Genomic DNA, 13,022 nt, shown 5'->3' with positions numbered 1-13,022 from the left:
AGTCGCCCGTTCCCGCCCCGCGAGTCGCCCCGGCGCTATCGGCTGATCACGCGGTCGATCAGTCCGTAGTCCGCCGCCTCCCGGGCGGTGAACCACCTGTCGCGGTCGAAGTCGGCCACGACCCTCTCGAACGGCTGGCCGGAGTGCTCGGCGGTGAGCTCGGCCATCCGGCGCTTCAGCGCGCTCAGCATCCCGGCGCGGATCACGATGTCCGACTCGGGCCCACCGGCGCCGCCCGACGGCTGGTGCATCATCACGTCGGCGTGCGGCAGGGCGAACCGCTTGCCGGGCGCGCCGGCGGTGAGCAGGAGCTGCCCCATCGACGCGGCCATCCCCGTGGCCACAGTGGACACGTCCGGTTCGATGGCGTGCATCGTGTCGTAGACGGCCAGCCCGGCGAACACCGAGCCGCCGGGTGAGTTGATGTAGAGCGTGATGTCGGCGGCCGGGTCCTCCGCGGCGAGCAGCAGGAGCTGCGCGACGACCCGGGTGGCGACGGCGTCGTCGATCTCCCCGCGCAGCAGCACGATCCGCTCCCGCAGCAGCCGGTCGAACACCGAGTCGTCAAGGGTTACTGCTCCGTTCGGCGTGGTCATGGCGCGGACGCTAACGGCGGCAGGTCCGTCGTCAGTGGCTTCTTCACGCCGGGCGAAACCTTCCGCCCACGGCGAACGGGAGGCGCAGCCGCTCAGCGGTCGGCCAGTACCGCGCCCGCCACCAACGCGCTGATCCGGCCGCCCACTCCCACCGCCCGCTCGAGCGGCAGCATGTGCCCCGCACCCGGGTAGATGGTCGTCTCGGCCAACGGCAGCGCCGCTCCGATGCGCCGCGTGGCGGCCACCGGCGTCAACCGGTCCCGCGATCCCACGAGCACCGCGGTCGGGATCGATGCGAACGCCTCGAGGGCGGCGTCCCGCTCGTGGGCGTTCAGGGTGGGACGGAAGCCGGACACGGTGAGCGGGTGGCAGGAGCAGACCATCTCGGCGGTGATCCGCTGTGCCTCGGGGTCGGCATCCCGGCCCAGCAGCAGCCAGTTCAGCGCGGGCGCGAGGAGCCGCGGACGGCCGATGCGGGACCGGGTGGACCACCGGCGTGACCCGTACACCCGCTCCTCGAACCGGCGCGCCAGCGGCGCCGTGCGCGGGGACAGGCCGAGCATGCCGTCGCCGAGCCCGCCGCTGGCCGTGGACACGAGCGCGACACCGGCCGTCCGGTCGAGGGCGTCCGGGTGCCTCTCGGCCAGCGCCATCAGCGTCATGCCACCCATCGAGTGGCCGCCGAGCACCAGCGGGCCGTGCGGTGCGGTCGCGGCGATCACCTCGGCGAGGTCGTCGGCGAGCTGCTCGATGGTCATCGTCGCCGGATCCACGGCGGCCGAGCCCCCGTGCCCCCGGTGGTCGTAGCGCACCACGCGGGCGGGGGCCGGGCCGTCGGCGAGCGACCGGGCGACCGGCCCCCAGATGCGCAGGTCGAGCGTCCAGCCGTGGGCGAGCACGACGGTGACCGGCGCGTCGGCCGGACCGTCGATCTCGACGTTCAGAGCCACGCCGTCCGCTGCGGGAACGGATCGTCGAACGGACATCAGATCAGGTGCGCCTTTCGCCACAGGATCTCGGTGGGGCCGCCGATCAGGCCCTGCTCCCGCAGGAACGGCACCAGCTTGCGAGCCGACCAGCGCAGCATCTCCTGGTGGTGGGCGTTGGCCAGCGCCGCCCGGTGCCCGGCGGCCGGGTCGATGCCCACCGAGCGGTAGACGTCGCGGTGGATCAGGTTGCGGGCCACGACGAACGCGACCCGGGAGGAGAGGTAGCGGGCGACGGTGCGCTCCGCCGCGTTCGTACCGGGCATGATCCGTATCAGCTCCTCGCGGGCGTAGCGGACGTGCCGTGCCTCCTCCGTGACGTGGATCTTGTTGACCATCCGGGTGAGCGGCTGGACCGTCTCGTCCCGCATGGCCTCGCGCTGGAGCTGGTCGAGGATCTCCTCGACGAACAGCGTGCCTGCGAACATCGCGGGCCCGGAGGCGATCGTCTTGAACAGCCTGCCGAGCTCGTGGGTGAGGCGGCGGGGCGCGTAGTCCGGCACCCCGTAGCGCTCGGTCATCTTCGCGAACATGACCGAGTGGCGGCACTCGTCGGCGATCTCGACGAGCGCGTACTGGATGTGGCGGCGGCGCGGGTCGCGGTCGTAGGAGTACCGCAGCAGCATCTGCATGAGGATCATCTCGAACCACAGGCCGATGCGGGCGATGCTGCACAGCTCGTGCACCGACAGCGTGCGCCGCTGCTCGTCGCTGAGCCCCTCCCACAGCTGCGTGCCGTAGAGCGACACCCGGTGCTCGGGGAGCCCCCAACTGCCCTCGACCAGCGGCGCGTCCCAGTCGATGTCGATGCTCGGCTCGTAGGAGTGGTCGAGTGACGAGCGGAGCAACCGTTCGGCGGTGGCCTCCCGGTCGTTGCGGGTCTTCACGGTCACGACGCGCTCCTCTCCCTGACGGGGGTGGTGGACTCGGTGCCGGCGCTGCGGCGGGTCATCCTGCGGACGAGGCCGGCGGCGATCGGCGAGCCGTCGAAGTGGCCTGCGGCGGCGCGCCTGCGGATGCGCCGGGCGACGGCGGACCCGAGGAGGCCCGGCAGGTGCCGCCCGGCCCACAGCTCGACCGCTCCGCCCCGGGTGCACGCGGTGTCGCGCGGCGGCCGGCCCGCGGTGAGGACGCGCAGCACGGTGGCCACCACGTCCTCGACCTCCTCCCGGCGGACCTGGCCCTCCAGCGCGAGGCCGACCTCGCGGCCCGCGGCGTGGATCGGGGTACGGACGTAGCCGGGGTAGATGGTGGTGACGTGCAGGTCGGTGCCGTACTCGAGGCGCAGCGCGTCGGCGTAGGCGGTCATCCCGCGCTTGGCGACGCTGTACGCGGACACGAACGGGAGCGACAGGTAGGCCAGCTCGCTGGCGACGAAGACGACGCGGCCCTTCCGTCCGCCGCGGCCCTCGAGCAGCGCGGGCAACGCGGCGGCGGTGACCCGCCACGCGCCGAGCAGGTTGACGTCGATCACCCGCAGGGCGTCGGGCGCCAGCGGGGCGCCCGCATCGTTCGGGACGCCGATGCCGGCGTAGTGCACCACGGCGTCCAGGCCGCCCAGCCGCTCCACGGCCTCGTCGACGGCACGGGTGACTGCGGCGTCGTCGGTGATGTCGCAGGCGATCGTGTGCTCGTCCGCCTGGAGATCGAGGCCGACGACCTGCACGCCGCGCGCCCGCAGCCGGGTGACCGCCGGGGCGGCCAGTCCGCCTGCGGCCCCGGTGACCAGCACCCGGTCGCCCGCCGTGATTCCCGGTTCCGCTCCGGTTCCCGCCATGGCGCCCCCTGACGCTTGCTGTTACCCGCGGTAACTGTTACCACTGGTACGGTGCCGAACGACATGCCACCTGTCAAGCCGGGACCCCCACCGGACCGGCAGCATCGCCGCACCGAGCGACGCGCCGAGATGGTGCAGGCGGCCATCGACGCCGTCCGGACACTCGGCCCCGGCGTCTCCGTCGCCGAGATCGCCGCGCAGGCCGGCATCACGAAACCCGTGCTCTACCGGCACTTCACCGACCGCGCCGACCTGCAGCGCGCCGTCGGCCGGGAGGCGGCCGCCCTCCTGATGGCCCGAATGGCGCCCGAGATGGATCCGGAGAGGGAGCCGGCCGAGCTGATCCGCGGGGTCGTCGACGCGTTCCTCGCCGGCATCGAGGACGAGCCGGAGCTCTGGCGGTTCGTCGTGCACCACCCGATCGAGCGGGCGCCCGGCGCCGAGGTCGTCGACGACGCGCGGGAGCAGATCGCGCGGACGCTCGCCACCCTCATCGGGGAGCGGCAGCGCAGCCTCGGCCTCGACTCCGGAGGCGCGGAGGCGTGGGCGCAGGGGCTCGTGGGGATGGTGCAGAGCGCGGGCGACTGGTGGCTGGAGCGGCGCACCATGAGCCGCAGCGCCCTCACCGACTACCTGACCACCCTCATCTGGGGCGGCATCTCCGGGGCGCTCGGCGCGGCACCCGCCGCACCGGCGTCGCTCCGGCTGGTCCCCCGCGAGCCCGGCGCAGGAGGACACCGTGCCTGACGGAACAGGGGACGACGACGGCTACCGCGGGCCGGCCACGCTCACCGTCGACGGCCGCGAGGTGCCGGTACTGGCGATCCTCGACGCCCGCCACGAGCCGCAGGACGGCAGGCTCCACTGGTTCGGGAGGGTCGCTCTCGACGGCGCGGCCGATCCGGGGTTGCACGCGGCGCTCACCGCGCCGACGAGCCACATCGCGCTGAACGCCGGCGGCAGCACGGCCACGGCACGGGTCGGCGACGTCGATCCGTGGGGCCGCTACCGCGTGACGGGGGTGGGCACTCCCCCGTTCCCGCTCACCGAGCCACCCCTCGACAGCTGACCGCACACACCAACCGGCCACGGTGCACAGGTCAGGACGTGTGCACCGTGGCCAGGAGGTGTGTGCGGTCGGCCGGAGGCCGGGCTCAGCCGATCGCGAAGCCGACGCGCCCCGCCGTGGCGGGCGCGATCTCGACGTAGGCGATCTGCGACGCGCGGACGAGGTAACGGCGCCCCTTGTCGTCGACGAGGCGCAGCAGCCCGTCGTCGCTCGTGAACGCCTCGTCGACCAGCGCCTGGACCTCGTCCGGCGTCTGGTCGCTGGACACCACGAGCTCCCGCGCGCTCTCCGCGATGCCGATCTTGACCTCCACCGGTTGACCTCCTGGTCACGTTTGTCGAACTGGCTCGGCCCAGGCTAGTGCAGGTGAACGCCCCGGGCGGGGACGGGCGGTCCGCCCTGGGCGAACTCAGGTGAGCCCGAGCTTGGCCATCCGCTTGCCGTGGTTGGACTGCAGCCGCCTGAGCAGCGTGGCGAGCCCGGAGAGATCACCGGAGCCGGTGACGATGAACTCGGCCAGCTCGTCGCGCTCGGCCACGATGTGCTGCGCCTGGGTGACGGCCTCCCCGAGCAGCCTGCGACCCCACAGGGCGAGCCGGTCGTGCACCTGCCTGCTGCTCGCGCACGCCGCCCTGACCTCACGCTCGGCGAACGCGCTGTGCCCGGTGTCGGCGAGCACCTGCTGCACCAGCTCGCCGGTCGGGCCGGGGAGCCAGCCCCCGATCTCCCGGTAGAAGTCGGCCGCCAGCCCGTCGCCGAGATAGGCCTTGACCAGCGACTCCAGCCACGTCCGGGGCGCGGTGGACGCGTGGTAGGCATCCCACTGCGCCACGAAAGGACGCATGGCGTCCTCGACGGAGACGTCCAGGCCGCGGAGATGCTCCTCGAGCATCCGGAAATGGCCGATCTCGGCCGCCGCCATGGCCGAAAGGGCGGCCCGGCCACTGAGGGTCGGTGCGGTCCTCGCGTCCTCGGCCAGGCGGTCGAACGCGGACAGCTCGCCGTACGCCAGCACGCCGAGCAGGTCGATGGTCGCCCGCCCCGCTCCGGCGGGATCCACCGCCCGCGCAGTCACCATGCGCCGAGCCTAGAGGTCATGTTGAGTCGGGGGGCGGTGCACGTCACCCTACCGCCCGGCGCGCCGGGCTGACCCCGGAAGCGGGCACCGGGTAGGATAGGCCCAGCGCAGCGCCCGCACGGGTGCGCGCCTACCCGCGGCCACCGCCCGGAGCTCCCGGAACCGGGAGCCACAGGACCGGAGCCGCAACGACCTGGTGCGTGCAGCGCCTCGTCGGTTCTCCCATCAGGGCGCGCCGTGACCTTCACGGTACGGGCAGCCGGTGGTCGACGAGCCGGCCCCGGGCTCCTGTGCGCGGAGAGAGGCGATCATCCTGTCCGTTCAGAACGACACACTCAGCGAGTCCCCCACGGACTCCCCCGATAACTCCACAGACGCTGCTGCCGACGAGATCGTCGAGGCGCACCCGCTGCAGGCCGGCGCCCCCGTTGCCCCGGACTCTCCCACCTTCGCCGAGCTCGGCGTGCGCCCGGAGATCGTCCGAGCGCTGGCCGAGGCCGGCATCGAGCGCACGTTCGCGATCCAGGAGCTCACGCTTCCGCTCGCGCTCGCGGGCGACGACATCATCGGCCAGGCCCGCACCGGTATGGGTAAGACCCTCGGTTTCGGTGTCCCCCTGCTGCAGCGCGTCGTGCCGCCGTCCGAGCAGCCCGCCGCCAACGCCGAGGGCGAGGCCGCCGACCGCACGAAGGACGTGCCGCAGGCACTCGTGGTGGTGCCCACCCGCGAGCTCTGCGTGCAGGTCGCCAAGGACATCGCCGACGCGGGCAAGCACCTCGGCGTCCGGGTCACCGCGATCTACGGTGGCCGCGCCTACGAGCCGCAGCTGGCCGCCCTCCGCAAGGGCGTCGACGTCGTGGTCGGCACGCCCGGCCGCCTGCTCGACCTCGCCGAGCAGCGCCACCTCGTGCTGGGCCGCGTCAAGGCCCTCGTGCTCGACGAGGCCGACGAGATGCTGGACCTGGGCTTCCTGCCCGACGTCGAGCGGATCATGCGGATGCTGCCGGAGAAGCGGCACACCATGCTGTTCTCGGCCACCATGCCCGGCCCGATCATCGCGCTGTCGCGCGCGTTCCTGAACCGGCCCACGCACATCCGTGCGGAGGAGGCCGACCAGGGTTCGATCCACGAGCGCACGCGGCAGCTGGTCTACCGCGCCCACGCCATGGACAAGGTGGAGCTGCTCACCCGCGTGCTCCAGGCCGACGGGCGCGGGCTCACCATGATCTTCGCCCGCACCAAGCGCACGGTGCAGCGCGTCGCCGACGACCTGGCCGAACGCGGCTTCGCGGCCGCAGCCGTGCACGGCGACCTGGGCCAGGGCGCCCGCGAGCAGGCTCTGCGCGCGTTCCGCTCCGGCAAGGTCGACGTGCTGGTGGCCACCGACGTCGCGGCCCGCGGCATCGACGTCACCGACGTCACCCACGTGGTCAACTACCAGTGCCCCGAGGACTCGAAGACCTACGTCCACCGGATCGGCCGCACCGGCCGGGCCGGTAAGGAGGGCGTGGCGGTCACGCTGGTCGACTGGGACGAGATCCCGCGGTGGAAGCTCATCAGCGACGACCTGAGCCTCGGGATGCCGGAGCCCGTGGAGACGTACTCCACGTCCGACCACCTCTACTCCGACCTGGCCATTGCGGCGTCGGCCACCGGACGCCTGCCGCGCTCCCAGCGCACCCGGGCCGGACTGGACGCCGAGTACGTCGACACCGAGGGCGACCACGGCGGCCGCAAGCGGGGCGACAAGTCCGCCCGCGGCACCCGCTCCGCCGGCGCCCGCCCCGACACCAAGGACGACGGCCCGGAGCAGCCCCGGGTGCGCAAGCCCCGTGTCCGTACCCGCAGCAGGTCGGGCGGGGCGGCAGGCGGCACCGGCACCGGTGACGCCCCCGACCAGGCCACCGGTGAGCCCACCGTGGCCACCTCCACTGTCGCCGCCGGCGGCACCGCGGACGCACCCGCCGATCAGCCGGCCACCGGCCCGGACACCGCAGCCGCTCCGCGCGGCGAAGGCGAGCGCCCGCGCCGTCGTCGGCGCCGCGGAGGTTCGCGTCGTCGCGGTGGCGGTGAAGGCGGCGAGAGCAGTGACGGGCCGGCAGCCGACGCTGCCGCTGCCAGCTGACCTGCCTCCGGTGCCTGTCGAGCCGAGCGAGCGGCTGCGGTCCCCGCAGCCGAAGCCGCGCCTGCGTCCGGAACGGCGTCGCCCCGGCGACGTCGTTGCGGCGGCCGTCCTGGCACTGGTGTTGATCGGCGGCGGGATCGCCGTGTGGCGCACGAGCCCCGTGGCCGGCACCACCGACGACCCGGCCGCCGCCCCGATCGTGCCGCCGCCGCCCGCCGGCGGCGTGCCGACCGCGTTCAGCGAGGCCTGGCGGGCTCCCAGCGGCGCCACCGACCATCCGGTCGTCGCGGGACCCGCTGTGGTCACCGCCGACGGTTCGCGCGTCGTGGGGCGCACCGCTGCCACCGGCGCCGAGAGCTGGAGCTACACGCGGGACCGGTCTCTCTGCACCGTCGACTTCGCGTTCCCCGACGGCGGCCCCGGGCGCCTGCTCGCGCTCTTCGCCGGCACCACCGGCTACTGCAGCGAGCTCACGGCGCTGCGCCCGGACACGGGCACCCGGCTGACCGCGAGCAACCCGGACGTACGGCCCGGCACCCGGCTGCTGGCCGACAACACCTACGTGCTGGCGACCGGCGCCGACTACCTGGAGGTCTGGCGCAGCGACCTCGTCCGGACCGCCGAGTACGGCGACGTCACCACCCCCGTGCAGACCGGCCGCCAGCCGAGGCCCGACTGCACCTACGGCCCGGCGGCCGTCGGCGCCGGCCGGATCGGGGTCATCGAACGCTGTCCCGGTGAGCAGACCGACCGGCTCACGGTGCTCGCCGCCGACGGTGAGGACGGCGCCGACGCCCCGGACGTGCAGTTCTCCGTCCCGCTGCCGGCAGCCGGGGCGACGCTCGTGGCCCTGACGGCCGACCGGGTGGCGGTCGCCCTGCAGAACCCGCCGCGGCTGCAGGTGCTCGACGCCACCGGGCAGCAGATCGGCCTGGTCTCCCTCGACGTGCCCGACGCCGACCTGGCGGCCGACTCCACCGCCCCGGCCGCGACGACCGGGCCCACCCTCGGCAGCACCGACGGAAGCGGCGACCGGGACGACCGCGTCTACTGGTGGACCGGCTCCCGGACGATCGCCCTCGACGGCACCGATCTCACTCCGCTGTGGACGGCCGACGGGACCCTCGGGCCCGCTCAGCCGTACGGCGGCGGCCTCCTCGTTCCCGTCCCCGCCGGTCTGCAGGTGCTCGACCCCGCCCGGGGCACTGCCCTGCGCACGCTCCCCGTCGCCCGCGCGGATCCCGACGCTCCGGTGCGGCTCGCGGCGGCGGGCAACATGCTGCTCGAGCAACGCGGCACCGAGGTGGTCGCGCTGCGGCCGGGCGGCTGACCCGTCAGAAGAACCACTGGGTGGTGAGCAGCACCGCGGCGATCACGATCACGGCAGCGGCGGCCACGGCCCCACCGGCCCCCCGGTGCCGGTCGGCGTACCGCTGCGCCACCACGGCCGCCACCGCCGCGAGGGCGTGCCACACGAGGGTGGGGACGCCCGGGCCGGAAGTGCCGGTTCGGTCCGCCACGTACCAGGCGATGCCCAGCGCCACCAGCAGCGCCACCAACCCGCCCGCGAGCAGGCCGGACAGGCCTCGCAGCACTCCCCCGGCTCCCCGGCGCCGGGCGTTCACGGCGCGAGCAGAGCCCATGGGTCCCGCTCCGGGGCCGCGGCTCGTCCCTCCGGGCAGCTGCGGCGCATCTCGCACGCCCCGCAGCGCGCCGCGGGCCGGGCCGGGAAGAGCTCCTCGGCGTCGCCGCCCGCGGCGAGCTCGTCGGCCGCGCCGGCGAGCTCCGCCGCCGTCTCCTCGGCCCTCCGGACGTGCCCGCTCAGCGACGCCCGGTCGTGCTCCCAGGCCGCCACCTGCCCGCTCGGCAGGTGGTGCAGCTCCACCTGCGTGCAGGGGCGCCGCAGGGTGTGCTCGGTGGCCACGGCGTACAGCGCGAGCGCCTGCGAGGACCTCGCGTCCTCGGCGGTGGGGACCCACCTACCTGTCTTGTAGTCGACGACCACCAGGTCCGCCCCCCGCCGGTCGATCCGGTCGACCCGGCCCTCGGCGACGATCCGGTCGGTCGCGACGGACACCCACTGCTCCAGCCCGACGACATCGACGTCCTGGCCGTCAGGCGAGTCGGCGCTCCACTCGGCATCGATGCTCGCTCCGCCTGCGCTCCACTCGGTTGCGTACTCCGCCACCCACCCCCGCGCCCGCTCGCGGTACTCCGCGGCCTGGGCGGCGTCACGGAAACCCTCGCTCGTCCAGTGCCGGTCGACCAGCGCCGCTGCCGCCCGTGGAGTGCGCTCCGCCGGTGGCAGCTCGAACAGCGCACGCAGCGCGAGATGCACGACGGCGCCGAGAGTGCTGTGCGCCCTGCCCCCGCTCCGCGGCGGGGACGGCCGGTCCAGGTAGGTCAGCCGGTACCGGCGGGGGCAGTCGGTCCAGGTGGCCAGCCTCGACGGCGTCACCCTTACCAGCCGGGTGGTCGCGAAGTCGAGCCCGAGCTGCACACCGCCGTTCACGCGAGCACCGTAATGCCCGGCACCCGGGCCCGGTCAGCCGGTGAGCACCTCGGCGCCGGTGGCGCCGGCCACCAGCGCCCCGAGCGCGTCCTCGTTCGTCGTCTCGGCCGCGATGGGGGTGGTCTTGTTGGTGCCGTGGTAGTCGCTGGAACCCGTGGCCACGAGGCCCGCGTCCGCCGCCAGCCCGCGCAGCAGGTCGCGGTCCTCCGCGGAGTGGTCGGGATGGTCCACCTCGACGCCGGTCAGCCCGGCCGCCGCCAGCCCCACGATCATCGATGGCTCCACCACCCGCCCCCGCTTGCGGGCGAGCGGGTGGGCGAACACCGTGACCCCACCCGCGGCCCGCACCATCTCGATCGCGGTGTGGATCGGGGTGTCGGCCTTGGGCACGTAGTACGGGCTGCCGTTGTAGAGCAACGTCGCGAACGCCTCGTTCACCGACTCCACCACACCGGCCACCACGAGGGCCCGCGCCAGGTGCGGGCGCCCGGCGCTGGCCCCGGGGGGAAGCAGGCCGAACACCGTCTCGACGTCGACGGGGTAACCGTCGGCGGCCATCTTCTCGACCATGCGCTGCAGCCGCTCCACGCGCTCGGCCCGCAGCCGGCTCTGCTCGGCGACGATCGCGGGGTGCTCGGGATCGAAGAGGTAGCCCAGCAGGTGCACCGCGACGTCGCGCTCGTCCCGGCCCGTCGGACTGATGCACGACAGCTCCGCTCCTCGCACCAGCGACATCCCACCGGGTAGCGCCGCGGCGGCCTCGGCCCAGCCCGCGGTGGTGTCGTGGTCGGTGATCGCCAGTACATCGACGCCGGCGGCAGCCGCGGCCGTGACGAGCCCGGCCGGGCTGTCCGTGCCGTCGGATGCCGTGGAGTGGGTGTGCAGGTCGATGCGAAGGCGGGCCACACCTGAGGCTAACGCGCCGGCTAGCGCCGCCAGCGGCCTCGGGCGAGCATGCCCGTGGCCCTCGTCTTGCCCTTCTCACCGAAGACCAGCTCGGAGAGCGCCTCGTAGATCTCCTCGGGGCGGGGCATGTAGTCGATGCGGTTGAGCGCCTGGATCTGGCCGGCGGACTCGACGATCAGGGTGCCGTAACCCATGATCCGGCCGCCGAGCGAGCGCTCGAACGTCAGGTCGGTGACCTTCCCGAGCGGCATCATGCCGACGCTGTGCACGATGATGCCCTGGGCGAGCATCACGCGCTTGTCGGTGATCACGATGCGCTCGATCCACCACAGGATGGTGAGCACCGTGAACCGCAGCACGGCCACGAGCGCCAGGTAGAACGTGAGGTTGTCGATGAGCACGCTGTCGGGCAGGTAGCGCTCGAGCAGCACCATGGCGAGCAGGAAGAGGGCGGTCAGTACGACGTGCTTCCACATGAACGCCCAGTGCTGCCGCACCCGGATGACCCGACGTTCGGTCGGGAGGAGGTACTCGTCGATCTCGCGGGGTGCAAGCACGGGGCTACACGACGAGCTGGTTGAAGAACCGGATCACGGACTCCGCGCCGTTGCGAAGGGTGGCGCCGATGCTCTCGATGGAACCGGCCGCGCTGTCCGGCTGGGTGAAGATGTAGAAGACGACCAACGCGATCGCAAGGAACCCGACGATCTTCTTGAGGTTCACCACACCCACCGTTCTGGCGTAAGAGGACCGGTTGCAACTGATTTGTACCGCACCAGCGAGCCCCAGGGTATCCGGCACGCGGGGCCGTATGGTCGACGAGCATGATCCAAAAAGGTGAACATGTCCCCTGTGTGGGGGCCTTGACATACGACGACGGTGGCCGGCTGCTGCTGATCCGCCGCGGCAACGAGCCCGGGCGCGGGCTGTGGTCGCTCCCGGGAGGCCGGGTCGAGCCCGGTGAGGACGACGCTGCCGCCCTGGTAAGGGAGATGGCGGAGGAGACCGGCCTGTTGATCCGGCCCGGGCCGCTGGTCGGCCGGGTGCAACGCGGGCCCTACAGCATCGCCGACTACCGGTGCACGATCGTGGGTGGTGAGCTGCGGGCCGGTGACGATGCGCTTGACGCCCGGTGGTGTGACGCGGCCGCGCTGGCCGAGCTCCCACTCGTCGCCCAGCTGCTCGACACCCTCACCGAATGGGACGCGCTGCCCCGCTGACCGGGCGGCGGCATGCGTCAGGACTGCGGCTCCGGGCGGCCCGGCTGCTCGCCGCCGCGCGCCTCCCCGCAGGACCGCTTCGGCACCATGACCTTCCGGCGGAACGTGCAGACGACCGTGCCGTCCTGCTTGTACCCGCGGGTCTCGACGTGGACGACGCCCCGGTCGTCCTTCGACCTCGACTCGGTCTTGCCCAGCACCTCGGTCTCGCCGTAGATGGTGTCGCCGTGGAACGTCGGGCGGGTGTGCTTGAGCGACTCCACCTCCAGGTTGGCGATCGCCTTGCCGGAGACGTCGGGCACCGACATCCCCAGCAGCAACGAGTAGACGTAGTTGCCGACCACGACGTTGCGCTTGAACTCCGTGGACTCCTGCGCGTAGTTGGCGTCGAGGTGCAGCGGGTGATGGTTCATGGTCAGCAGGCAGAAGAGGTGGTCGTCGTACTCGGTGACCGTCTTGCCCGGCCAGTGCTTGTAGACGGCCCCGACCTCGAACTCCTCGTAGTACCGACCGAACTGCAACGCTGCCGCCTCCATCGTCGATAGCCAGGTGGTAGGCGTAATCTAGACGCAGGGCCCCGCGAACCCCCACCGATGGAATCCCGTCGGTGCGCGGTCGGCCATGACCAACGGATCGAGCAGTGGACGAGGAGGTGAGCGCGGTGCCCACGGCACCCGGTTGCAGTAGTCGCCGCGTTCTCGACATGGCGACCTGCTGACGGTCACCCCGGTCGGGACGCGAGCTCCACGTGTC

17 protein-coding genes are annotated in these 13,022 nt (G+C 73.1%); 5 read left to right on the top strand and 12 right to left on the bottom strand.

All coding sequences use genetic code 11. From position 1 onward, the window contains the following. Positions 1 to 35 precede the first annotated feature (35 nt). From HF577_RS20130 to HF577_RS20115, 4 genes are all read right to left on the bottom strand, one after another. Entirely contained in the window at positions 36 to 596 is a 561-nt protein-coding gene (locus HF577_RS20130; protein ID WP_169397457.1) for a ClpP family protease, read from the bottom strand. Between the two features lie 92 nt (positions 597 to 688). Next, positions 689 to 1,546 carry an alpha/beta fold hydrolase gene (locus HF577_RS20125; RefSeq protein ID WP_312859252.1) on the bottom strand — a complete coding sequence of 286 codons (858 nt, stop codon included), beginning with the start codon at positions 1,544 to 1,546 and terminating at the stop codon, positions 689 to 691. Between the two features lie 35 nt (positions 1,547 to 1,581). Further along, positions 1,582 to 2,469, bottom strand: coding sequence for an AurF N-oxygenase family protein (locus tag HF577_RS20120; RefSeq protein ID WP_407692221.1), 888 nt, complete (start codon positions 2,467 to 2,469; stop codon positions 1,582 to 1,584). Positions 2,470 to 2,471: 2 nt separating this feature from the next. Continuing rightward, positions 2,472 to 3,359 (bottom strand): SDR family NAD(P)-dependent oxidoreductase, encoded by an 888-nt coding sequence (locus HF577_RS20115; RefSeq protein ID WP_169397454.1) that lies wholly within the window; start codon positions 3,357 to 3,359, stop codon positions 2,472 to 2,474. A gap of 63 nt (positions 3,360 to 3,422) precedes the next feature. Here HF577_RS20115 and HF577_RS20110 point away from each other — a divergent pair, with 63 nt between their 5' ends. Further along, the gene (locus HF577_RS20110; protein ID WP_169397453.1) at positions 3,423 to 4,106 is read left to right on the top strand and encodes a TetR family transcriptional regulator; all 684 of its coding nucleotides are present in this window, start codon (positions 3,423 to 3,425) and stop codon (positions 4,104 to 4,106) included. Continuing rightward, positions 4,099 to 4,428, top strand: coding sequence for a DUF4873 domain-containing protein (locus HF577_RS20105; RefSeq protein ID WP_169397452.1), 330 nt, complete (start codon positions 4,099 to 4,101; stop codon positions 4,426 to 4,428). Before HF577_RS20110 ends, HF577_RS20105 begins: the two co-directional genes overlap by 8 nt. 85 nt (positions 4,429 to 4,513) lie before the next feature. Here the strand turns inward: HF577_RS20105 and HF577_RS20100 are convergent, their stop codons facing one another. Next, positions 4,514 to 4,741 (bottom strand): DUF3107 domain-containing protein, encoded by a 228-nt coding sequence (locus HF577_RS20100; RefSeq protein ID WP_169397451.1) that lies wholly within the window; start codon positions 4,739 to 4,741, stop codon positions 4,514 to 4,516. A 96-nt stretch (positions 4,742 to 4,837) separates the two neighbouring features. Then, on the bottom strand, positions 4,838 to 5,506 hold the full coding sequence (locus tag HF577_RS20095; RefSeq protein WP_169397450.1) for a ferritin-like fold-containing protein: 669 nt from the start codon (positions 5,504 to 5,506) through the stop codon (positions 4,838 to 4,840). 262 nt (positions 5,507 to 5,768) lie between these two features. Between HF577_RS20095 and HF577_RS20090 the strand changes: the two genes are divergently transcribed. Continuing rightward, positions 5,769 to 7,631 carry a DEAD/DEAH box helicase gene (locus HF577_RS20090; RefSeq protein WP_169397449.1) on the top strand — a complete coding sequence of 621 codons (1,863 nt, stop codon included), beginning with the start codon at positions 5,769 to 5,771 and terminating at the stop codon, positions 7,629 to 7,631. Between the two features lie 10 nt (positions 7,632 to 7,641). Continuing rightward, a complete protein-coding gene (locus HF577_RS20085; RefSeq protein WP_169397448.1) occupies positions 7,642 to 8,961 on the top strand; it encodes an Rv3212 family protein in 1,320 nt (439 codons plus the stop codon). Positions 8,962 to 8,965: 4 nt separating this feature from the next. On the opposite strand, the gene HF577_RS20080 is transcribed toward HF577_RS20085, so the two are convergent. The 5 genes from HF577_RS20080 to HF577_RS20060 are packed head-to-tail and all read right to left on the bottom strand — an operon-like array spanning position 8,966 to position 11,781. After that, entirely contained in the window at positions 8,966 to 9,274 is a 309-nt protein-coding gene (locus HF577_RS20080) for a hypothetical protein (protein ID WP_169397447.1), read from the bottom strand. Beyond that, entirely contained in the window at positions 9,253 to 10,143 is an 891-nt protein-coding gene (locus HF577_RS20075) for a RecB family exonuclease (protein ID WP_169397446.1), read from the bottom strand. The genes HF577_RS20080 and HF577_RS20075 overlap by 22 nt, the downstream gene beginning before the upstream one ends. A 33-nt stretch (positions 10,144 to 10,176) precedes the next feature. Next, positions 10,177 to 11,049 carry a PHP domain-containing protein gene (locus HF577_RS20070; RefSeq protein ID WP_169397445.1) on the bottom strand — a complete coding sequence of 291 codons (873 nt, stop codon included), beginning with the start codon at positions 11,047 to 11,049 and terminating at the stop codon, positions 10,177 to 10,179. Positions 11,050 to 11,069: 20 nt separating this feature from the next. Next, positions 11,070 to 11,606: a PH domain-containing protein gene (locus HF577_RS38510; protein ID WP_169397444.1), complete on the bottom strand. Its 537-nt coding sequence runs from the start codon at positions 11,604 to 11,606 to the stop codon at positions 11,070 to 11,072. A 4-nt stretch (positions 11,607 to 11,610) separates the two neighbouring features. Continuing rightward, a complete protein-coding gene (locus tag HF577_RS20060) occupies positions 11,611 to 11,781 on the bottom strand; it encodes a hypothetical protein (protein ID WP_169397420.1) in 171 nt (56 codons plus the stop codon). 92 nt (positions 11,782 to 11,873) lie between these two features. On the opposite strand from HF577_RS20060, the gene HF577_RS20055 reads away from it, so the two are divergent. Beyond that, entirely contained in the window at positions 11,874 to 12,269 is a 396-nt protein-coding gene (locus HF577_RS20055) for an NUDIX hydrolase (protein ID WP_169397443.1), read from the top strand. 17 nt (positions 12,270 to 12,286) lie between these two features. Here the strand turns inward: HF577_RS20055 and HF577_RS20050 are convergent, their stop codons facing one another. Continuing rightward, positions 12,287 to 12,790, bottom strand: coding sequence for a MaoC family dehydratase (locus HF577_RS20050; RefSeq protein ID WP_169397442.1), 504 nt, complete (start codon positions 12,788 to 12,790; stop codon positions 12,287 to 12,289). Positions 12,791 to 13,022 lie beyond the last annotated feature (232 nt).

Origin of the sequence: Pseudonocardia xinjiangensis (assembly GCF_012911925.1) — a bacterium.
Lineage (GTDB): Bacteria > Actinomycetota > Actinomycetes > Mycobacteriales > Pseudonocardiaceae > Pseudonocardia > Pseudonocardia xinjiangensis.
This window is presented reverse-complemented; position numbering and strand designations above follow the sequence as displayed.